The sequence below is a fragment of the Thermomonas flagellata genome, assembly GCF_022419185.1.
GTDB classification, from domain to species: Bacteria; Pseudomonadota; Gammaproteobacteria; order Xanthomonadales; family Xanthomonadaceae; genus Thermomonas; species Thermomonas flagellata.
This window is the reverse complement of sequence record NZ_JAJOZK010000005.1, coordinates 1-20,024: the sequence shown is the minus strand read 5'-3', so window position 1 is coordinate 20,024 and position 20,024 is coordinate 1. Positions and strand designations below refer to the sequence as shown.

Annotated in this window: 18 protein-coding genes; 5 read left to right on the top strand and 13 right to left on the bottom strand. The window is 75.1% G+C overall.

Annotation, left to right across the window (positions count from 1 at the left end):
• Positions 1-12: 12 nt before the first annotated feature.
• The 11 genes from ML340_RS06115 to ML340_RS06065 all read right to left on the bottom strand — a co-directional run bounded on the left by ML340_RS06115 (position 13) and on the right by ML340_RS06065 (position 12,208).
• On the bottom strand, positions 13-570 hold the full coding sequence (locus ML340_RS06115) for a hypoxanthine-guanine phosphoribosyltransferase (RefSeq protein ID WP_240097752.1): 558 nt from the start codon (positions 568-570) through the stop codon (positions 13-15).
• Positions 567-1,619, bottom strand: a complete 1,053-nt coding sequence (gene nagZ, locus ML340_RS06110; protein WP_240097750.1) for a beta-N-acetylhexosaminidase — start codon at positions 1,617-1,619, stop codon at positions 567-569. Before nagZ ends, ML340_RS06115 begins: the two co-directional genes overlap by 4 nt.
• The gene (locus tag ML340_RS06105) at positions 1,613-2,155 is read right to left on the bottom strand and encodes a CYTH domain-containing protein (protein WP_240097748.1); all 543 of its coding nucleotides are present in this window, start codon (positions 2,153-2,155) and stop codon (positions 1,613-1,615) included. The genes nagZ and ML340_RS06105 overlap by 7 nt, the downstream gene beginning before the upstream one ends.
• Positions 2,156-2,158: 3 nt before the next feature.
• Complete coding sequence (gene rlmD, locus ML340_RS06100; protein ID WP_240097746.1) at positions 2,159-3,502, bottom strand: 23S rRNA (uracil(1939)-C(5))-methyltransferase RlmD; 1,344 nt, start codon at positions 3,500-3,502, stop codon at positions 2,159-2,161.
• A gap of 90 nt (positions 3,503-3,592) precedes the next feature.
• Positions 3,593-4,066, bottom strand: a complete 474-nt coding sequence (locus ML340_RS06095) for a hypothetical protein (RefSeq protein WP_240097744.1) — start codon at positions 4,064-4,066, stop codon at positions 3,593-3,595.
• An 11-nt stretch (positions 4,067-4,077) separates the two neighbouring features.
• Positions 4,078-4,449 carry a hypothetical protein gene (locus tag ML340_RS06090; protein WP_240097742.1) on the bottom strand — a complete coding sequence of 124 codons (372 nt, stop codon included), beginning with the start codon at positions 4,447-4,449 and terminating at the stop codon, positions 4,078-4,080.
• A 110-nt stretch (positions 4,450-4,559) separates the two neighbouring features.
• Positions 4,560-6,920, bottom strand: coding sequence for a plasma-membrane proton-efflux P-type ATPase (locus ML340_RS06085; RefSeq protein ID WP_240097740.1), 2,361 nt, complete (start codon positions 6,918-6,920; stop codon positions 4,560-4,562).
• Positions 6,917-8,104, bottom strand: a complete 1,188-nt coding sequence (locus ML340_RS06080; protein ID WP_240097739.1) for an acetate/propionate family kinase — start codon at positions 8,102-8,104, stop codon at positions 6,917-6,919. The genes ML340_RS06085 and ML340_RS06080 overlap by 4 nt, the downstream gene beginning before the upstream one ends.
• Positions 8,101-9,549 carry a bifunctional enoyl-CoA hydratase/phosphate acetyltransferase gene (locus ML340_RS06075; protein WP_240097737.1) on the bottom strand — a complete coding sequence of 483 codons (1,449 nt, stop codon included), beginning with the start codon at positions 9,547-9,549 and terminating at the stop codon, positions 8,101-8,103. Before ML340_RS06075 ends, ML340_RS06080 begins: the two co-directional genes overlap by 4 nt.
• Positions 9,550-9,552: 3 nt before the next feature.
• Positions 9,553-10,173 carry a YdbL family probable chaperone protein gene (locus ML340_RS06070; RefSeq protein ID WP_240097735.1) on the bottom strand — a complete coding sequence of 207 codons (621 nt, stop codon included), beginning with the start codon at positions 10,171-10,173 and terminating at the stop codon, positions 9,553-9,555.
• A 19-nt stretch (positions 10,174-10,192) separates the two neighbouring features.
• The gene (locus tag ML340_RS06065) at positions 10,193-12,208 is read right to left on the bottom strand and encodes an intermembrane phospholipid transport YdbH family protein (protein ID WP_240097733.1); all 2,016 of its coding nucleotides are present in this window, start codon (positions 12,206-12,208) and stop codon (positions 10,193-10,195) included.
• A gap of 33 nt (positions 12,209-12,241) precedes the next feature.
• Between ML340_RS06065 and ML340_RS06060 the strand changes: the two genes are divergently transcribed.
• Entirely contained in the window at positions 12,242-12,913 is a 672-nt protein-coding gene (locus ML340_RS06060; protein WP_240097731.1) for a response regulator, read from the top strand.
• A gap of 8 nt (positions 12,914-12,921) precedes the next feature.
• Here the strand turns inward: ML340_RS06060 and fabB are convergent, their stop codons facing one another.
• Together fabB and fabA are read right to left on the bottom strand one after the other, a co-directional pair.
• Positions 12,922-14,130: a beta-ketoacyl-ACP synthase I gene (gene fabB, locus ML340_RS06055; protein WP_240097729.1), complete on the bottom strand. Its 1,209-nt coding sequence runs from the start codon at positions 14,128-14,130 to the stop codon at positions 12,922-12,924.
• Between the two features lie 2 nt (positions 14,131-14,132).
• Complete coding sequence (gene fabA / locus ML340_RS06050; protein ID WP_240097727.1) at positions 14,133-14,648, bottom strand: 3-hydroxyacyl-[acyl-carrier-protein] dehydratase FabA; 516 nt, start codon at positions 14,646-14,648, stop codon at positions 14,133-14,135.
• Positions 14,649-14,855: 207 nt separating this feature from the next.
• Here fabA and zwf point away from each other — a divergent pair, with 207 nt between their 5' ends.
• The 4 genes from zwf to glk are packed head-to-tail and all read left to right on the top strand — an operon-like array spanning position 14,856 to position 19,907.
• Entirely contained in the window at positions 14,856-16,325 is a 1,470-nt protein-coding gene (zwf, locus tag ML340_RS06045; protein WP_240097725.1) for a glucose-6-phosphate dehydrogenase, read from the top strand.
• Positions 16,326-16,333: 8 nt separating this feature from the next.
• Positions 16,334-17,047, top strand: coding sequence for a 6-phosphogluconolactonase (pgl, locus tag ML340_RS06040; protein WP_240097723.1), 714 nt, complete (start codon positions 16,334-16,336; stop codon positions 17,045-17,047).
• Positions 17,047-18,906, top strand: coding sequence for a phosphogluconate dehydratase (gene edd, locus ML340_RS06035; RefSeq protein WP_240097721.1), 1,860 nt, complete (start codon positions 17,047-17,049; stop codon positions 18,904-18,906). Before pgl ends, edd begins: the two co-directional genes overlap by 1 nt.
• A complete protein-coding gene (glk, locus tag ML340_RS06030; RefSeq protein WP_240097719.1) occupies positions 18,903-19,907 on the top strand; it encodes a glucokinase in 1,005 nt (334 codons plus the stop codon). Before edd ends, glk begins: the two co-directional genes overlap by 4 nt.
• The last annotated feature ends 117 nt before the right edge of the window (positions 19,908-20,024 follow it).

The window sequence follows — 20,024 nt, the reverse complement described above, 5'->3', positions numbered from 1 at the left end:
ATCGCAATTCCGCTAGTCCCCCAGCGCGTAGATCGCCGGCAGGTTGCGGCCCTGCTCGTGGAAGTCCATGCCGTAGCCGAACACGTAGGCGTCCGGCACTTCGACCCCGACGTGGTCGGCCGCGATCCCGGCCACGCAGCGGTCGTGGCGCTTGCGCGCGAGCACCGCCACCCGCACCTCGGCCGCGCCCTGGTCCTCGCACCACTGCTTGACCGCCAGCAGGGTGTGGCCCTCGTCGAGGATGTCGTCGGCCAGCAGCACCCGCCGCCCGCGCAGGGGCGTCGCCGGGCGGTGCAGCCAGGCCAGCCCGGAACCGGTGGTCTGGCCGCGGTAGCGGGTCGCATGCAGGTAGTCGAACTGCAGGTCCAGCCCGAGTTCGCCGAGCGCCAGCGCCAGCTGCGCCGCGAACGGCATGCCGCCGTGCATCACCGTCAGCAGCAGCGGCACCTCGCCGTCGGCATAGGCCGCGCGCAGTTCGACCGCGATCCGCGCGATCGCCTGCTCCAGCGCGACGTGGTCGTGCAGCAGGCGCGCATGCGCCAGCGCGTCGGCCAGGCGCGGCGCGCTCACGCCAGGTACCCCGCATCGTTGGCGCCGGAGGCGATCGCGGCATCCGCCCCTGGCGTCGGCACCTGCACCAGCGCGGCGCGCGCCTGTGCGTGGCGGGGATCGGCCAGCAGCGCGTCCCAGCCGAGCGGGCCGCGCCCGATCAGGCCGAGCAGCGCGGCGGTGTTCGCAGGTCGGCCTTGCAGCGCCTGCAGCGCCTCTGGCACCAGCTCCGGGTGGCAGACCGGCACCACGTCGCAGCCGGCGTCCAGGTGCGCCGCGATCCGCGCGGCCACCCCCCCGACCGGGGTCGCCGCCGCCATCCCGATGTCATCGGCGAACACCACCCCGCGGAAGCCCAGCTCGCCGCGCAGGATGTCGCCGATCCAGCGCGGCGAGTACCCGGCCGGCTCCGGCGCGACCTGCGGATAGGTGACGTGCGCCATCATCACCGCATCCGCGCCGGCGGCGATGCCGGCCGCGAACGGCACCAGGTCCTCGCGGCGCAGGGCCTCCAGCGGACGGTCGTCCACCGCGGCCTCGAAATGGGTGTCCTCGGCGACCGAGCCGTGCCCGGGGAAATGCTTGAGGGTGGCGGCCATCCCGGCCTCGTGCATGCCGGCCACGTAGGCCGCGGCGAACGCCGCGACCACCTGTGGGTCGGCGGAGAATGCACGGTTGCCGATCGCGCGGTTGCCGCGGGCCAGGTCCACCACCGGCGCGAAGCTGAGGTCGAACCCGGCGGCGCGCACCTCGCTGGCCATCAGCCAGGCGTGCTCGCGCGCCAGCGCCAGCGCCGCCTGCGGGTCGCGCCGGTACAGCGCATCGAAGCCGTGCAGCGCCGGTAGCGCGGTGTGGCCCTCGCGCAGGCGCTGCACGCGCCCGCCCTCCTGGTCCACGCACAGCAGCAGCGGGCGCGCCGCGGCGGCGCGGATCGCGGCGGTGAGTTCGGCCACCTGTTCCCGCGAAGCGACGTTGCGCGCGAACAGGATCGCGCCGGCGCAGGCAGGATGCTGCAGCCAGTCGCGCTCCTGCGCGCGCAGTTCGGTTCCGGCGATCCCGATGATCAGCATCCGGCGAGGTCCTCGGTGGCGGGCAGGTCGGCGGCCGCGCGCTCGTCCGCGCTCCAGCGCGCGTACGGGCGGTCGGCCAGGGCCAGATTGTAGTAGCGGCGCAGGTGGGTGACCTCCGGGCCGAGCCAGGGCGGGCGCGCGAACGGCGCGTCCTCCGCCTCCAGCTCGAGCTCCGCCACCACCAGCCCGGCGTTGGCGCCGAGGAATTCGTCCACCTCCCACAGCCGCCCGGCGTACTCGACATAGTGGCGGTTCTTCTCGACCAGGCCGCCGACGCACAGCGCCAGCAGCGCGCGCGCGTCCGCGACCGGGATCGGGTAGTCGAACTCCTGCCGGCGCGGGCCGGCCTCGCGCGACTTGATGTTGAGGAAGGCGGCGTCGCCCTCGATGCGCACCCGCACCGAGGCCTGCATCGCACCCGACTCCGCCTGCGCCAAGTCGTTGAGGTAGCCCTGTGCCATCGGCACCACCTCGTGCGCGGCGGCGCGCCAGGCCTCGCTGCGCGGCAGGAACTTGCGTTCGATCTCGATGCCCACGGCCTATCCCTTCCTCGGCGGATCGAACACCGCGATCGACTCGACGTGCGCGGTGTGCGGGAACATGTCCATCACCCCGGCCGCGCGCAGCGTCCAGCCGGCCGCGTTGACCAGCCAGCCGGCGTCGCGCGCCAGCGAGCCCGGATGGCAGCTGACGTACACGATGCGCTTCAGGCCCTTCAGCGGCAGCTGGCGCAGCACCTCGATCGCGCCGGCGCGCGCCGGGTCCAGCAGCAGCTTGTCGAAGCCCGCCTTCAGCCACGGCTGGCCGGCCAAGTCCTGCGCAAGGTCGGCGGCATGGAACTGGACGTTCGCCATGCCGTTGCGCGCGGCGTTGGCGCGCGCGCGCGCCACCAGCCCGGCATCGCCCTCGACCCCGACCACCGCGCCGTCGCCGGCCATCCGCGCCAGCGGCAGGGTGAAGTTGCCCAGCCCGCAGAACAGGTCCAGCACGCGCTCGCCGGGCTGCACCTCCAGCAGCTCCAGCGCGCGCGCGATCATCGCCTCGTTCAGGCGCGCATTGACCTGGATGAAGTCCAGCGGGCGGAACTCCAGGGTGACGTCCCACTGCGGCAGGCGGAACGCCAGCGCCGCGTCCTCGCCCAGCGGATGCACCGACTCCACCCCGCCCGGCTGCAGGTAGATCGCGAACCCGTGTGCCTGCCCGAACCCGGCCAGGCGCTCGCGGTCGGCCGCGGACAGCGGCTGCAGGTGGCGGAACACCAGCGCGGTGGCGGCCTCGCCGGCGATGAATTCGATCTGCGGGATGTCGCGGCGCGCATCCAGGGCATCCACCAGCGCGCCCAGCGCCTGCAGCTTGAAGCCCAACTGCGGCACCACGACGTGGCATTCGGACAGGTCGGCCACGAAGCGCGGGTCCTGCTCGCGGAAGCCGACCAGGGTCTTGTCCTTCTTCTCCACCCGGCGCACCGAGAACCGCCCCTTGCGGCGATAGCCCCAAGCCTCGCCGCGCAGCGGCGGCAGCACGGCGGCCGGCGCCACGTGGCCGATCCGCTGCAGGTTGTCCAGCAGCACCTGCTGCTTGTAGGCGATCTGGCGGTCCTCGGCCAGGTGCTGGAGCACGCAGCCGCCGCAGATGCCGAAGTGCGGGCAGCGCGGCGGCACCCGGTCGGCGGAAGGCTGCAGCACTTCCAGCGTGCGCGCCTCGTCGAAATGGCGCGAACGCGCGGTCTGCAGCGCGCGCACCGTCTCGCCCGGCAGCGCACCGGACACGAACACGGTCTTGCCGGCCTGCGCATGGCCGTCCGGCCAGCGCGCCACGCCGCGGCCGTCGTGGCTGAGGTCGAGGATCTCGAGCGTGTGCGGGGTCGGATCGAGGCGCGCCACGGCGTGCGGAGGCTGGAACGGGCGCGCATTGTCGCATCCGCGCGCGCGAAATCACCGGCGGCCGTCGCGGCCGCCGGCGCCCCCTCCGCCTCACTCGCGGCTGATGTGGATGCCCGAAGCCCCTTCCACGATCCGGATGCGGTCGCCGACCGCCAGCGGATGCTGGGGATCGACCGGCTGCACCGTCACGTACACCTCGTCGCTGCCGTCTTCCTTGTAGCTGATCTGCAGGCCGGTGCGGCGCGCCAGCTGCTGCTCGACCGCCCCGCCGGCGGCCTGCCCGAGCGCGGCGCCGACCACGCCGCCGGCAATGTGACCGCGGCCGCCGCCGAGCTGGCTGCCGGCCAGGCCGCCCAAGCCACCGCCGGCGACGATGCCGGCGCCGGTGGGGCTACCCTGCAGGGTCGCCTCGCGGATCGCCACGATCACGCCGTGGCGCTCCACCATCTTCTGCATCACCTCGCCCGGGCCATACACCGACGGCGTGGGCAGGTTCGCGCACGCGGCCAAGGCCAGCAGCGGCAGCAGGCCGAACGCGCGCAGGCAGGATGCGGTCGTGGGCATGGCGGCGGGCCTCACTGGGTGTCGCGGCGTGGCTTGACCTCGCCGGTGAGGGGATTGATGCACGTGCCCTGCTGGCCCGGCTCCATGTTGATTTGATAGCCCGGCGGGCACGGCGACGGGGTATTGGGCAGCTTGGGCACGGCCTGCTTGACGATCTGCTTCTGCGCCGGCAGCGCCGCGGGCTTGCCCGCAGAGCTCTGGACCGCTTCGTCCTCGTGCGGCCGCAACTTGCCCTTGTTCACGGAGTTCGACAGCTCGGCCCCGTTGCGCGGGCGGGCGGTTTCCTGGGCGTGCGCGAGGCTGGCGAGCGCGGTGGCGAGCATGCCGGCCAGGCAGGCCAGGCGCAGAGCATGCGAGGGGATGGAATGCACGGAAGCGGGCATGGGATCGGCTCCTGGGTGGTGGGATGCGGCCGTTTCCCCGGCCGCCCTCTTCCATCGCCGCCGGCGGCGGGTTTTTTCATCCCACCGCAGCCGCGCCCTGCCCGCGCGCTTCAGCCAATCGCAAAACGCGCGAACAGCGGGCGCTTGAGCGCGTCCAGCAGCAGCGCGAACGCCGCGCTGGCCAGGTACAGGGCCAGCAGCACCGGCCACGGCACCGCCGCCATCAGTATCCCGAAGCCGGCCAACAGGCCGACCACCACCAGGTCGCCGGCGGTCGCCGCCAGCAGCCAACGCGAGGGCCGCTGCCGCCACAGGCGCGCATCGGTGCGCAGCACGTAGATGCCGGCCTGGTTGCCGAGCACCAGCAGCAGGAACACCACCGTCTGCAGCTGCGCCTGGTCCAGCCCCTGGCGCGCGGCCCAGGCGTAGAACACGGCGGCGAACAGCAGCGAGGGCACAGCCAGCAGCGCTGCCGCCCCCATCAGCTTGCCGACCTGCCAGCGCTGCGGGCGCGGCGCTGGATGCGCGTGGTCGCCGGCGATGCTCATCGACACGAAATCGTTGGCGAACAGCATCAGCACGATCAGCAGCGGGCTGATCACGAAGTGCCCGGTCACCACCAGTCCGAGGGTCAGGAACAGCACGATCTGCAGCGTGCGCAGGACCTTGTTCAGGGTGTAGGTCAACATGCGCCGGTGCACCTTGCGCCCGGTGCGCACCACCCGCAGCACGCCGCCCAGGCCGGGATCGGTCAACACCACCCCGGCCGCGGCCTTGGCCACGTCGGTGGCGCTGGCCACGGCGATGCCCATCTCGGCCTGGCGCAGCGCCGGGGCGTCGTTGACGCCGTCGCCGGTCATCCCGACCACGTGCCCGGCCTGCTGCAGCGCGGTCACGATGTGGTGCTTGTCCTCCGGCAGCACGCGCGCGTACAGGTCGCAGCCGGCCGGGTCGGGCATCGCCCCCGGCTGCACCCGGCAGGCGCGCTCGCCGAGCCCGAGCTGCGCGGCGATCGCGCGCGCGGTGTTCTCGGCGTCGCCGGTGGCCATGCACACGCGCAGGCCGAGTCCGCGCAGCTGCGCGATCACGTCGGCCGCATCCGCGCGCAGCGGGTCGGCGAGGCCGACCACCCCGAGCAGCCGCGGCGGGGCGTCGCCGCGCGCCGCGGCCACCGCCAGCACCCGCGCGCCGTCCGCGGCCAGGCGCTGCTCGGCCTGCTCCAGCGCGGCCTGGGCGGCGGCATCCAGCCCGCACAGCGGGCCGATCACGCTGGCCGCCCCCTTCAGCGCGCGCAGGCGCACGCCGTCCGCGGCGTACTCGCCCTCGCTGCGGCGGGTCGCCGGGTCGAACGGATGGAACGCCTGCCGCGGCGGCAGCGCCGCCAGCGCGCCCTGCGCGCGCGCGGCGTCGAGGATCGCCAGGTCCAGCGGATCCTGGGTCGCCTCGTCGCTGGCGAGCGCCGCCATCCGCAGCAGGCCCGCCTCGTCCACGTCCGCCTGCAGCGGCTGCGCGCCGGCATAGCGCAGGCTGTTCTGGGTCAGGGTGCCGGTCTTGTCGGTCACCAACACGTCGATCGCTGCGGCCTCCTCGACCGCGGTCAGGCGCGTCACCAGCACCCCGTGGCGGGCCAGCCGGCGCCCGCTCAGCGCGGTGGCGAGGGTATAGGTCGCCGGCAGCGCCACCGGCACCGAGGCGACCAGCAGCATCAGCGCGAACACCAGGGTGTCCAGCCACGGCAGGCCGTGCCAGAGGGCGAAGCCGATCACCAGCAGCGCCAGCACCGCATCGAACAGCACCAGCCGCTCCACGATCGCCAGGATGGTGCGCTGCATGTGGCTGGGGGCGCTGGCGCTGCGCACCAGTTCGGCGGTGCGGCCGAAGCGGGTGCGCGCACCGGTCGCGGTGACGGTACCGGTCGCCTCGCCCTGGCGCACGATGCTGCCGGTGTAGGCGCTGGCGCCCGCGCTGGCCTCGACCGGCAGCGATTCGCCGGTGAGCGCCGCCTGGTCGAGCGCGACCACGCCGTCCACCAGCGCCACGTCGGCCGGCACGATGTCGCCGGCGCGCAGGTGGATGAGGTCGCCGGCGACCAGCTGCGCGGCCGCGATCTCCTGCCACTGGCCGTCGCGCCGCACCCGCGCACGCACCTGCAGCTGGCGCTTGAGCAGGGCCAGCGCGTCACGCGCGCGCCGCTGCTGCAAGAACGCGACCACCGCGTTGAACACCAGCAGCACCGCGATCACTCCAGCCTCCAGCCGGCGCCCGAGCACCAGCTGCAGCACGATCACTGCCTCCAGCATCCATGGCACCGGCCCCCAGAAGCGCGCCAGCAGCTGGCGCCAGGCCGGCACGGTCTGCTCGACGATGGCATTGGCGCCGTCGCGCGCTAGGCGCGCGGCGGCCTCGGCCGCGCTCAGGCCGGGGTTGTCGCCGGCGGGCGGTGGCGGCATCGGTGCGGCGGGCGCGGTCATGCGGTCTGCTCCGGCAGCGCGGCCGCCTCCAGTGCCATCATCGCCTCCTCGTCGGTCGCCAGCGCCAGCACCGGCACGCCGCTGTCGGACGCGCTGATGCGGCCGGGCCCGGCGGCATTGGCGGCCGCGTCCAGGCGCAGGCCGAGCCAGCCGAGCCGGCGCACGACCTCGGCGCGGATCGCCGGCTGGTAGGTGCCGATCCCGCCGGTGAACACCAGCGCGTCCAGCCCGCCGAGGTCGGCGGCGATCGCCCCGACGTGGCGGACCACGCTGGCCACGAACAGCTCGACCGCCAACCGCGCCGGCGCGTCCTCGGCGCCCGCCAGATCGCGCAGGTCCCCGCTGCGGCCGGACACCCCGAGCAGGCCGCTGCGGTGGTACAAGAGATCCTCGACGGCCGCCGCATCCATCCCGGGTTGCCGGCACAGCAGCAGCACCAGGCCCGGATCCAGCGCGCCGCTGCGGGTCGCCATCACCAGCCCGTCCAGCGGGGTCAGGCCCATGGTGGTGGACACGCTGCGGCCGCCGCGCAGCCCGCACAGGCTGGCGCCGCTGCCGAGGTGCGCGACGACCACCGCACCGTCCGCCCGCGGGCCGAGCCAGGCCGGCAGCTGGCGCGCGATCGCCGCGTAGGACAGGCCGTGGAAGCCGTATTTGCGGAATCCCCGCGCATCCCATTCGGCGGGGATGGCATACCGGCGCGCGGCGGCGGCCTGCGCGGCGTGGAAGGCGGTATCGAAACAGGCGACGTGGCGCGCCTGCGGCAGCGCCGCCTGCGCCGCGCGCACTCCGTCCAGGCCCGGCCCCTGGTGCAGCGGCGCCAGCGCCGCCAGCGCCGCCAGCTGCGCCAGCACCGCCGGGGTGACCACGGTCGCGGCGGTGAAGGCCTCGCCGCCGTGCACGATGCGATGCACCACCGTGCGCGGCGACGGCAGGCCCTGCGCGCGCAGCCAGTCCAGCAGCCAGGCGACCTCACTGCCGATCTGCCCGCGTACACCGCCGGCGGCCAGCACCCGGCGCGCCTGCCCGGCGGCCTGCACGGACAACCGGGCACAGCCGCCCGGGGCATCGATCTCGCCGCGCAGGGTCGCCTCCGGTAGGGCGGCGCCGGCGGCCGGCACGCCACCGTCGAACAGCGCGAACTTGAGGCTCGAGGAGCCCGCGTTCAGGCACAGCAGGGTCATGCCGGCCCCGCCGCGGCCGGCGCGACGTCCTGCGCCAGCGCCCACAGCACGGCCAGCGCGGCCGAGGCCATGCGCGCGTCCGGCAGGTCGGCGCGGCTGGTCAGCACCACCGGCACGCGCGCACCGAGCACGATCCCGGCCAGCTGCGCTTCGGCCAGATATTCCAGCTGCTTGGCCAGCAGGTTGCCGGCCTCCAGATCCGGCGCGATCAGGATATCGGCCTGCCCGGCGACCGCCGAGGCGATGCCCTTGGTGCGCGCCGCGCGCAGGCTGACGGCGTTGTCGAACGCGAGCGGGCCATCGAGGATGCCGCCGGCGATCTGCCCGCGCTCGGCCATCTTGCACAGCGCCGCCGCCTCCAGGGTCGAGGGGATCTTCGGGGTGACCGTCTCCAGCGCGGACAGGATCGCCACCTTCGGCTGCGCGATCCCGAGCGCGTGCGCCAGGTCGATCGCGTTCTGCACGATGTCGCGCTTGGCCGCCAGGTCCGGCAGCACGTTGACCGCGGCATCGCTGAGCAGCAGCGGGCGCGGCCAGCCGACCACGTCGATCAGGAACACGTGGCTGACCCGGCGCTCGCCGCGCAGCCCGGACTGCGGATCGACCACCGCGTGCATCAGCGCGTCGGTGTGCAGCGAACCCTTCATCAGCGCGCGCACCCGGCCGCTGCGCGCCAGCGCCACCGCGGCGGCCGCGGCGGCCTCGGGGTCCGGCGCATCCTGCAGCGGCCAGGCCGACAGGTCGATCCCGGCCTGCGCGGCCGCCGTGCGGATCGCCGCCTCGGGGCCGATCAGCACCGGCGCGATCAGGCCGGCCTGCACCGCCTCCGCGACCCCGCCGAGGGCGACCGCGTCCACCGGATGCACCACCGCCATCGGCAGCGGGCGGCCCGCGCGCGCGCGCAGCGCCGCCTGCGCCTGCGCGACGAGCGCGCGCAGGCGCGCGCCCGGATCGCGCAGCTGCAGTTCCGGCAGGTGCGCGCGCGGCCGCCGCAGCTTCTCCAGCGGCGGGCATACCCACAACCGGCCCACGGCGAGCAGGCGGCCATCGCCGGCCTGGGCGCGCGCGGCCAGCACCACCTGCGGGCCGTCCGCCGGCTCCGCCGCGATCGTCTCCACCCGCAGCCGCAGGTGCACGTCCTCGCCGGCGGCCGGCAGCGCGCGCCACTCCAGCTCCTGCCGCAGCAGGCGCGTCCCCGGGCCCGGCAGGCGGCCGGCGGCCAGGCCGGCCAGGCGCGCGCCCAGCCACATCGCCGCCGCCTGCGTCGGCACCGCCGCGGCGCCGGCCTCCGCTGCGGGCTCACCGTCCCCGGCGAGGATCGCGAACGCCTGCGCGTCCTGTGCGCCGAAGCGGCAGGCCTCGGCCACCTCGTCGCCGACCCGCAGCTGCGCCAGCGGGCGGTTCTCGATCCAGTCCTGCGCGGCCTCCTCCATGGCGGCGGCCATGGCCTACTTCTGCTTCCAGCTGCCGTCCGCGGCCTGGTACCACCAGCCGGGACGCGCGCTGGCGATCCACTGCCGCGCGAACACTTCGCGGATCTGCGGCTCCCACTCCGGATGGCCGTTGGCCACCGCGATCTCGCGGTACAGTGCCTTGCGGTCGCGGTTGTCGTCGGCCACCGCCGCGTTCACCGCCACCCGGTCCTTGAGCGCCAGCCGCGCCGGGTCGCGCACGCTGATCAGGCCGTCGTGGGTGAAGCCGAGCGCGCCGTCGTCGAAGCCGGCGCGCAGCACGCCGTCGAAGCGCTGCTGCATGCGCGCCTGCAGGGCCTGGATCGCCGGGGTCTTGAGGGTGATGTCCGGGGTCGCCTGCGCCTGCGCGCTGCCGATCCCGAGCAGCAGCCAGGGGTCGAACCCGGGCGCGGGCCCGCGCAGGGCCATCCCGCCGCCCCCGCCCGGCTTCGGCTCCGCCGGCGGCGGCGCCGGCGCCGGGGGCGCGGCGTCGATTACCTTCTCGACGAACTCGCGCGCGGCCTCGCGCGCTTCGGCCGCGGGGAAGTACACGTTGATGGTGACGCAGGCGCTGAGCATCAGCGCCGCCACCGCCGGGAGTCCGAGCCACCGTTGCATCGCTTCCTCCGTGCGTCGTCTATTGCATGACCGGTTTGACCTCGCCGCGGGCGACCGCGCGCAGGCGCTCGACCAGGGTGGGCCAGTCCACCTCGCGATTGTGGCCCACCACGTCCAGCCGCGGCAGGCCGCTGCCTTCGACGAGGATAAAGCCGGAACCGGCGTCCGCCAGCCCGCGCATGCGGCACACGTCGTTGGCGAGCCGGCAGCCGATGCCCAGCCGGCGGTAGCCGAAGGTGTCGAACAGCGCGATCAGCCGCCCCTGCAATCCGGACGCGAAGCTGGCATCGCCGACGCTGCCGATGTCCTGCACCGCGTTCTGGCTGATGCGCTGCGGCACGCCCGGCTGCGGCGCGGTCGCGAGCCAGGCGTCGAACGCGACCGGCGTCCAGTCCACCAGGCGCAGGCCGCGCACCTGCCCGCCGAGGCGGCCGTCGATCCGGCCGAAGCCGAGCACCGAGGTCAGCCGCGCCAGATCCAGGCCCTCGAAGGTGATGTCGGTGGCCAGGCTCGGCGCGCTGCCGAACGGGCGCTCCAGCGCCAGCCCGGTGAACACCACCTCGCCGTCGAACAGCTGCATCGACAGCCCGCCGTCGAAATCGATGCGGTCGTCAGCGTAGTGCGCGTCCGGCATCGCCCCGCTGAGCCGGCCCTGGAACGGCGGCAACGCGAATGCGCGCGCGATCGCGCCGAAGTCCACGTCGTCCACCACCAGCCCGAAGCGCAGGTCCAGCCCGCGCCCGCCGCGCGGCGGCCGCAAGCGCAGGTCGTGCAGGCGCACCTCGCCATCCAGGAATGGCAGGCGCGCGTCCGCGGCCGAGCGCAGCAGGCCGTCGCCGCTGGCGAACGGCAGCCGCGCCGCGCCGAACGGCAGCCCGTACAGGCGCGCCGAATGCCATTGCAGCGCACTGTCCACCGGCGCGCCGGCGGAATAGCGCAGATCGCCGGCCAGGCCCTGCAGCGCGAAGCGGCCGCGGCCGTCCGCGAGCGCCAACTGCGCCGGCACGGCCTGCAGCTGCGCCAGCCCGGCGGCGTCCCAGTCGGCCGCGATCGCCAGCGCGCCGGACAGGCGCAGATCGCCGAGCCCGAGCACGCCCAGCCAGCCGGACAGGTAGCGCGCCGGCAACGCGCTGGCATCGGCACTGCGCGCCTGCACCTGCAGCGCGCGCAGGCGGGCATCCGGCGCCAGCGCCAGCCGCGCCTGCGCCTGCAGCGTCGCGCCGTCGTCCCAGGCCAGCCGCGGCGCCTGCCAGCCACCATCGCCAGCGCGCTGCCACTGCATGTGCAGGCCGACCGGGGTGGCCGGCAGCACCAGGTAGGCCGGGCCGGCGAGGTATTGCCCGCCCTGCAGCTGGCCGGCGACGTCCAGCCGACGCTCGGGGCCGCGTTGGCGCAGGTCGAGCCGCAGGGAGGCGCCGGCCTCCTGCGCCGCAACCGTGCCGTCGCGGGTCTCCAGCCCCAAGCCCGCCACCTGCAGCGGTCCGTGCAGATGCAGCCCGCCGGCGGCCTGGGTGTCGAGCGCGAGCCGCCCCTGCAGCCGCCCGCCGGTGAAGCGCGCCGACGGCCAGGCCTGCGCCAGCAGGGCCTGCGCCCATGCCAGCGGCACCTGCCGCACGTCCAGCTGGAACCGCTGCGGCGCGTCGCGGCGGTGCTGCACCGCCAGCGCCGTGCGCGCATCGCCGAGCCGCACGCCGACCGCCTGCGGCGCGAAGGCGACCGCCAGCGGCAGCCCGGGTCCGCGGCCGGCGCGTACCGGCCCGGCGCAGGCCCAGCCGCCGCCGCTGCGCCGCAGCGGGCAGCGCCAGTGCAGGTCGCGGTAGCGATAACCGAGATCGGGGGCCTCGACCCGCGCCGCCCATAGCTGCAACTGACCCTGCGCGGCGCCGTCCGGCCAGTCCAGGCGCACGCGCACGCCCTCGAGGGTGGCCGCCGCGGTCGCGATCCGCGCGATCCGCGCCTGCGCCGTGCGTGCCTGGGCCGCGCCCGTGGCCAGGCAGGCCGCCGCCAGCAGGGCTATGATGCGGATGCCACACATGCAGGAAGCATACCGATCCGGCGAGGGCCCGCCATGCACACCGAACTGCCGCAGCTGCTGGTGGCCGAGGACGACCCGGTCAGCGCCGCCTTCCTGTGCGACGGCGCGCGCCGGCTGCCGGCCGCGGTGCACTGCGCCGACAGCATCGCCACGGCCCTGCGGCTGGCGCGCGCGCAACGCTTCGACCTGCTGCTGCTGGACGCCAACCTGCCGGACGGGCGCGGCGAAGCCCTGCTGCAGCGCCTGCGCAGCGGCGGCGTCGAGGCGCCGGCGATCGCGCACACCGCCGCGGTCGACCCGGCGGTCGCCTCGCGCCTCTTGGCCGCTGGGTTCGAGGAGGTGCTGGCCAAGCCGCTACCGTTGGCGAGCCTGCTCGACGCCCTGCGCCGGCACCTGCCGGGCGTCGCCGCGGCGGACTGGGACGATGCCGCCGCGCAGGCCGCGCTCGGCGGCCAGGCCGGCCACGTGCAGGCCCTGCGCGGCCTGTTCCTGCAGGAGCTGCCGGGCCAGCGCGCGCGCATCCGCGGCGCCCATGCCCGCGGCGACCTGGCCGCCCTGCGCGCGGAGCTGCACCGGCTGGCCGCCAGCTGCGGCTTCGTCGGCGCGCCGCGGCTGGCCGCCGCGGTGCGCGGGCTGCAGCAGGCGCCGGCGGACCCGGCGCGGCTGCAGCGGCTGGAGGAGGCGGTGGCGGCCCTGCTCGGCTGAGTCGCGCCTCAGGGCGCGCCGAACACCAGGCAGGCGTTGGTGCCGCCGAAGCCGAAGCTGTTGGACATCACCGTGCGCAGGCGCGCCTGCCGGCTCTCGCGCACGATCGGATAGCCGGCGCAGCGCGGGTCGAGTTCGTCGATGTTGGCGGAGCCGGCGATGAAGCCCTCGCGCAGCATCAGTAGGCAATACACCGCCTCGTGCACGCTGGCCGCGCCGAGCGAATGCCCGGACAGCGCCTTGGTCGAGGACAGCGGCGGCATCGCTTCGCCGAACACTGCGCGCACCGCCTCCAGCTCGGTCACGTCGCCGAGCGGGGTCGAGGTGCCGTGGGTGTTGAGGTAGTCCACCGGCTGCTGCAGGCCCGCCAGCGCCATCCGCATGCAGCGCACCGCGCCCTCGCCGCTGGGCGCGACCATGTCGGCGCCGTCGCTGGTGACCCCGTAGCCGAGCAGCTCGGCATGGATGCGCGCGCCGCGCGCGCGCGCGTGCTCCCAGTCCTCCAGCACCAGCATGCCGCCGCCGCCGGCGATCACGAAGCCGTCGCGGCCGGCGTCGTACGGGCGCGAGGCCGCCTGCGGGCGGTCGTTGTAGCGGGTGGAGAGCGCGCCCATCGCGTCGAACATCGCGCTCATGGTCCAGTGCAGGTCCTCGCCGCCGCCGGCGAACACGATGTCCTGCGCACCATGGCGGATCAGGTCCGCGGCCGCGCCGATGCAGTGCGCCGAGGTCGCGCACGCGGCGGCGATCGAATAGCTCAGCCCGGTGATGCCGGACGCGGTGGCGAGGTTGGCCGAGACCGTCGAGCACATCGTGCGCGGCACCATGTACGGGCCGACCCGGCGCACGCCGCGGCTGCGCGCGATGTCCGCGGTCTCCACCTGCCAGTGGCTGGAGCCGCCGCCGGAGCCGGCGATCAGGCCGGTGCGCGGGTGCCGCACCTGCGCCTCGTCCAGCCCGGCATCGGCGATCGCATCGCGCATCGCCAGCCAGGCGTAGCCGGCCGCGTCGCTCATGAAGCGGCGCAGGCGGCGGTCGATCGCGGCGTCGAGGTCGACCGCGACCGCGCCGCCGACCTGGCTGCGCAGGCCGTGCGCGACCGCGTCCTCGAGCAGGCGGATGCCGCTGCGCCCCTCGCGCAGGGCCGCGCCGACGCTGGCGGCGTCGTTGCCCAGGCAGGAGGCGATGCCGAACCCGGTGATGGCGACCCGGCGCATGCTCAGAACCCCGCGGTGGAGGTGAACAGGCCCACGCGCAGGTCGCGCGCGGTGTAGATCTCGCGCCCGTCGACCAGGGTGCGGGCATCGGCCTGCGCCATCACCAGCTTGCGGTTGATGACCCGGCTGATGTCCACCTCGTAGCGCACCACCCGCGCCTCCGGCAGCACCTGCCCGCTGAACTTCACCTCGCCCACGCCGAGCGCGCGCCCGCGCCCCTGCGCGCCCAGCCAGGTCAGGAAAAACCCGGTCAGCTGCCACATCGCGTCCAGGCCCAGGCAGCCGGGCATCACCGGGTCGCCCTGGAAGTGGCAGCCGAAGAACCACAGGTCGGGGCGGATGTCGAGCTCGGCATGCACCAGCCCCTTGCCGTGCGCGCCGCCGTCGGCGCGGATCTCGGTGATGCGGTCGAACATCAGCATCGGCGGGGCCGGCAGGCGCGCGTTGTCGGCGCCGAACAGCTCACCGCGGGCGCAGGCCAACAGCTGCTCGCGGTCGAGCGAGGAAGGACGGGTCATGGGGGAGGCAGGCAGGGAAACGAAGCGGCGATGCTAGCCCGGGCAGGGCCGACATACCTATCGGTATGCAGGCGCGGCCACGGATCCGGCATGCCAGCGCGGGCATGCCCCGGATGCGTCCGGGTGAAATCGAATGTAACGGCGTTACAGCGCCAGCGCGGCGGCAAACGCCCCTACACTGCGGGCAACGAGCCACAGGACCCCCGCGTGACCGCTGCGACGCCCGCCACCCTGCTCACCATCTTCGGCGCCACCGGCGACCTCGCCCGGCGCATGCTGCTGCCCTCGCTCTACAGCCTGCAGGCCGAGGGCCTGCTGCCGGCCGGCCTGCGCATCCTCGGCAGCGCGCGCAGCGCGCTCGACCGCGCCGGCTTCGCGGCGCTGGTCGAGGCCAGCGTGTGCGAGCGCATCCCCGCCGGCGAGCGCGATCCGACCGCCCTGCGCGGCCTGCTCGAGCGGCTGGAGTACCAGCCGGCCAGTGCCGACGACGCCGCCGCGATGGCGGCGCTGGCCGCGCGCGTGCAGGCCCTGCGCAGCGGCGACGTGCTCTACCACATGAGCACCGCGCCGAAGTTCTACGGGCCGGCCTGCCAGGCGCTGGCCGCGCACGGCGTGGCCGGGCCCGGCACCCGGGTGATGCTGGAAAAGCCGATCGGCAAGGACCTGGCCAGCGCGACCGCGATCAACGACGCGGTGGCGCGCGCGTTCGACGAGGACCGCATCTACCGGGTCGACCACTACCTCGGCAAGGAGGGCGTGCAGAACCTGATCGCGCTGCGCTTCGGCAACGCGCTGTTCGAACCGCTGTGGAACGCCCGCCACATCGAGCAGGTGCAGATCACGGTCGGCGAGACGGTCGGGGTGGAGGGCCGCGGCGACTACTACGACGAGGCCGGCGCCGCCCGCGACATGCTGCAGAACCACCTGCTGCAGCTGCTGTGCCTGGTGGCGATGGAGCCGCCGGCGCGGTTCGAGCCGACCGCGGTGCGCAACGAGAAGATCAAGGTGCTGCGCTCGCTGCGCGCGATCGACGCCGGCAACGTCGCCGCCGAATCGGTGGCCGGCCAGTACACCGCCGGTGCGATCGACGGCGTCGCCGTGCCCGGCTACGCGGAGGAGCTGGGCCGCCCCAGCCGCACCGAGACCTTCGTGGCCCTGCGCGCGCTGGTGGACAACTGGCGCTGGTCGGGGGTGCCGTTCTACCTGCGCACCGGCAAGCGCCTGGCCGCGCGCAGCACCGAGATCTTCATCCAGTTCCGCAAGGTGCCCTACTCGATCTTCGGCGGGCGCGCCGCCGCCGACATGCGCCCGAACGGGCTGCTGATCCGGCTGCAGCCGGAGGAACGCATCGAGCTGCAGCTGATGAGCAAGACCCCGGGCCTGGACCGCAGCGGCCTGCGCCTGTCGCAGGTCGCGCTCGACCTCGACTTCCACCAGGAGTTCCGCAACGCGCGCCGGCGGATCGCCTACGAGCGCCTGTACCTGGACGCGCTGGAGGGCAACGGCACCCTGTTCGTGCGCCGCGACGAGGTCGAGGCGGCCTGGGCCTGGGTGGACGCCATCCTCGAGGGCTGGCGCCAGCAGGGCGAGCCGCCGCGGCCCTACCCGGCCGGGACCTGGGGCCCGGCGGCGGCGATCTCGCTGATCGAGCGCCACGGCCACAGCTGGCACGAATGAGCACGGCCATGGGCTGGCAGGAACACGCCTACCCCGATCCGGCGGCGCTGGCGCAGGCCCTGGCCGATGCCCTCGCCGGCGCCTGCCGCGCCGCGATCGCCGCGCGCGGCCAGGCCTGGCTGGCCCTCGCCGGCGGGCGCACTCCGCTGCCGGCCTACCGCCGCCTGGCCGCCGCCGGGCTCGCCGGGCCGGTGCTGGCCATCCCCGGCGACGAGCGCTGCGTGCCGCACGCCGACCCGGCATGCAACTTCAGCCAGTTGCAGCAGGCGCTGGCCGCCGACCCGCACCTCCGGGTGCGGCCGCTGACCTGTGCCGACGGCGCGCCCGCACCCTCGCTGGCGCACGCGCGCGCGCTGCTGGCCGCGCATCCGCAGCCGTTCGACGCGGTGGTGCTGGGGATGGGCGCGGACGGCCACTTCGCCTCGCTGTTCCCGGGCGCGGGCAATCTCGCCGAGGGCCTGGACCCGCAGGGCGACGCGGACGTGCTGGCGCTGCTGCCGGACCCGCTGCCGCCGGAAGCGCCCTACCCCCGCCTCAGCCTGACCCTCGCGCGCCTGCGCCGCGCCCAGGCGCTGCACCTGGTGGCCACCGGCCAGGACAAGCGCGCGGTGCTGCGCCGCGCGCAGGCCGCCGACCGCGTGGATCCGGCGCTGCCGGTGACCGCACTGCTGCACGCCGCCGGCACCGGCGCGCCCCCGCTGCACATCCACTGGAGTCCGTGATGGCCCTGCATCCCGTCGTCGAACGCGTCACCGCCCGCATCGCCGAGCGCAGCCGCGCCAGCCGCGCGGCCTACCTCGCGCGCATGGACGCCCAGCGCGAGCGCGAGCCGGCGCGGCGCGCGCTGGCCTGCGGCAACCTGGCGCACGGTTTCGCCGCCGCCGGCCCCGACCAGGACCGCCTGCGCAGCGGCCAGGGCGGCCACCTGGCGATCGTGACCGCCTACAACGACATGCTCAGCGCGCACCAGCCGATGGAGCAGTATCCGGCGCTGATCCGGATGGCGGCGCGCAACGCCGGCGGCAGCGCGCAGGTCGCCGGCGGGGTGCCGGCGATGTGCGACGGCATCACCCAGGGCCGCGCCGGGATGGAGCTGTCGCTGTTCTCGCGCGACGTGATCGCGCAGGCCACCGCGGTCGCGCTGTCGCACGCGATGTACGACGGCATGCTGCTGCTGGGCGTGTGCGACAAGATCGTGCCGGGGCTGCTGATCGGCGCGCTCAGCTTCGGGCACCTGCCGGCGATCTTCGTGCCGGCCGGGCCGATGCCCTCGGGCATCCCCAACAAGCAGAAGGCCGAGGTGCGCCAACGCTATGCCCAGGGCCTGGCCAGCCGCGACGAGCTACTGGCGGCGGAGGCCGCGTCCTACCACGCGCCCGGCACCTGCACCTTCTACGGCACCGCCAACTCCAACCAGATGCTGATGGAGGTGATGGGCCTGCACCTGCCCGGAACCGCCTTCGTGCCGCCGAACACGCCGCTGCGCGATGCGCTGACCGTGGCCGCGGCCGAGCAGGCGCTGCGCATCACCGCGCTCGGCGACGATTACCGCCCGCTGGCGCGCACCGTGGACGAGAAGGCGATCGTCAACGCGATGGTCGGCCTGGCCGCGACCGGCGGCTCCACCAACCACGCCATCCATCTGGTCGCGGTGGCGCGCGCCGCGGGGCTGCGCATCGACTGGGACGACCTCGACGAGCTCTCGCGCGCGACCCCGCTGCTGGCGCGCATCTACCCCAACGGCGCGGCCGACGTGAACGGCTTCCAGGCCGCCGGCGGGCTGGGGCTGGTGATCCGCGAACTGCTGGCGGGCGGCCTGCTGCACCCGGACATCGCCTGCGTACACGGCGGCGACCTGCACCGCCAGGCGCAGGTGCCCTACCTCGACGACCTCACCCTGCGCTGGCGCGACCCGCCGGCCGCGAGCGGCGACCCGGGCATCGTGCGCCCGCTGGCGGATCCGTTCGACGCCGAGGGCGGGCTGCGCCGGCTGCAGGGCAACCTCGGCCGCGCGATCGTGAAGATCTCCGCGGTCGCGCCGGAGCTGCGCCGGATCCAGGCGCCGGCGCGCCTGTTCGACTCCCAGGACGCGCTGCTGCAGGCCTTCCGCAAGGACCGCCTGCACGGCGACTTCGTGGCAGTGGTGCGCTGGCAGGGCCCGCGCGCGAACGGCATGCCCGAGCTGCACAAGCTCACCCCGACCCTGGCCGCGCTGCAGGACCGCGGCCAGCGCGTCGCCCTGCTCACCGACGGGCGCATGTCCGGCGCCTCCGGCAAGGTGCTGGCGGCGATCCACCTGAGCCCGGAGGCCGCGGCCGGCGGCCCGCTGGCGCGCCTGCGCGAGGGCGATCTGGTCTGCATCGATGCCGAAGCCGGCCGCGTCGATGCGCTGGTCGAGCCGGCGGAGTGGGCGGCGCGCGCGCCGGCCCGCGCCGACCTGCGCGGCAACCACCGCGACCACGGCCGCGAGCTGTTCGCCCTGATGCGACGCCACGTCGGCAGCGCCGAGGAAGGCGGCAGCGCGCTGTTCGCGGCGATGGACGCCGAACAGGCCGAGGACGCGGAGGACGCAGGCGCATGAGCGGCGCGCTGGCCCTGGTCGGCGACGTCGGCGGCACCAACGCGCGCTTCGCCCTGACCGACCTCGACGCGCCGCAGCCGGCGCTGCAGCACCTGCTGGCGCTGCCGAACGCGCAGTTCGCCAGCCTGCAGCACGCGATCGAGCACTACCTCGCGCAGGTCGGCGTGCGCCCGGCGCGCGCGGCGCTGGCGGTGGCCAGCCCGGTCGGGCAGGACGAGATCCGCCTCACCAACCGCGCCTGGTCGTTCAGCCGCAGCGAACTGCAGGCGCGCCTGGGACTGGCCGAGCTGCGCATGCTCAACGACTTCGGCGCGATCGCATGGGCGGTGCCCAGCCTCGGCGCGCAGGCGCGGATCACCCTGCACGGCGATCCCGAGGCGCCGCTGCGCGGCCCGGTGAGCGTGCTCGGTCCGGGCACCGGGCTGGGCGTGGCGCTGCTGGTCGGCGATCCGGCGCGCGGCTGGCAGGTGGTCGAGACCGAGGGCGGCCACGTCAGCTTCGCCCCGATCGGCGAGGAGGAGCGCGCGATCGACGCCTGGCTCACCGCCCAGCACGGGCGCACCTCCAACGAGCGCCTGCTCAGCGGCAAGGGCCTGTCGGAGATCGACCTGGTCCTGCGCGGCGGCGCGCGCCCCCCGGCGCCGGCGCTGCTGCCGGGCGAGGCCAGCCTGGCCCGCCCGCCCCTGCGCGACCCGGCCGAGATCGTGGCCGCGGCGCTCGACGGCCACGACCAGGCCGCGCGGCGCGCGCTGGCGCGCTTCTGCGCGGTGCTCGGCAGCGTCGCCGGCGACTGCGCCCTGATCCACGGCGCGCGCACGGTCGTGATCGCCGGCGGGATCGTGCCGCGCTTCGTGCCGTTCCTGCGCAGCAGCGCCTTCCGCGAGCGCTTCCTCGCCAAGGGCCGGTTCGCGCCCCTGCTCGAGCAGGTCGCGATCCACGTCATCACCCACCCGCAACCGGGCCTGCTCGGCGCCGCCACCGCGCTGCGGGCCCCCGCCTGAGCAACCGTCTTGGCAGTCAAGCGTGATGAAGAGTCAAGTCCCAGCTGGAGCGGTGCCTTGCAATGGCATTGAGCACGGTCAGCAGCTTGCGCATGCAAGCCACGAGGGCAACCTTCT

Bases quoted from the DNA above. Each gene is read 5' to 3' on its own strand.
- nagZ (WP_240097750.1), bottom strand. From the start codon at position 1,619: ATGCTGATCATCGGGATCGCCGGAACCGAACTGCGCGCGCAGGAGCGC.
- ML340_RS06095 (WP_240097744.1), bottom strand. From the start codon at position 4,066: ATGCCCACGACCGCATCCTGCCTGCGCGCGTTCGGCCTGCTGCCGCTG.
- ML340_RS06090 (WP_240097742.1), bottom strand. From the start codon at position 4,449: ATGCCCGCTTCCGTGCATTCCATCCCCTCGCATGCTCTGCGCCTGGCC.
- ML340_RS06085 (WP_240097740.1), bottom strand. From the start codon at position 6,920: ATGACCGCGCCCGCCGCACCGATGCCGCCACCGCCCGCCGGCGACAAC.
- ML340_RS06080 (WP_240097739.1), bottom strand. From the start codon at position 8,104: ATGACCCTGCTGTGCCTGAACGCGGGCTCCTCGAGCCTCAAGTTCGCG.
- ML340_RS06075 (WP_240097737.1), bottom strand. From the start codon at position 9,549: ATGGCCGCCGCCATGGAGGAGGCCGCGCAGGACTGGATCGAGAACCGC.
- ML340_RS06070 (WP_240097735.1), bottom strand. From the start codon at position 10,173: ATGCAACGGTGGCTCGGACTCCCGGCGGTGGCGGCGCTGATGCTCAGC.
- ML340_RS06065 (WP_240097733.1), bottom strand. From the start codon at position 12,208: ATGTGTGGCATCCGCATCATAGCCCTGCTGGCGGCGGCCTGCCTGGCC.
- ML340_RS06060 (WP_240097731.1), top strand. From the start codon at position 12,242: ATGCACACCGAACTGCCGCAGCTGCTGGTGGCCGAGGACGACCCGGTC.
- fabB (WP_240097729.1), bottom strand. From the start codon at position 14,130: ATGCGCCGGGTCGCCATCACCGGGTTCGGCATCGCCTCCTGCCTGGGC.
- fabA (WP_240097727.1), bottom strand. From the start codon at position 14,648: ATGACCCGTCCTTCCTCGCTCGACCGCGAGCAGCTGTTGGCCTGCGCC.
- pgl (WP_240097723.1), top strand. From the start codon at position 16,334: ATGGGCTGGCAGGAACACGCCTACCCCGATCCGGCGGCGCTGGCGCAG.
- edd (WP_240097721.1), top strand. From the start codon at position 17,047: ATGGCCCTGCATCCCGTCGTCGAACGCGTCACCGCCCGCATCGCCGAG.
- glk (WP_240097719.1), top strand. From the start codon at position 18,903: ATGAGCGGCGCGCTGGCCCTGGTCGGCGACGTCGGCGGCACCAACGCG.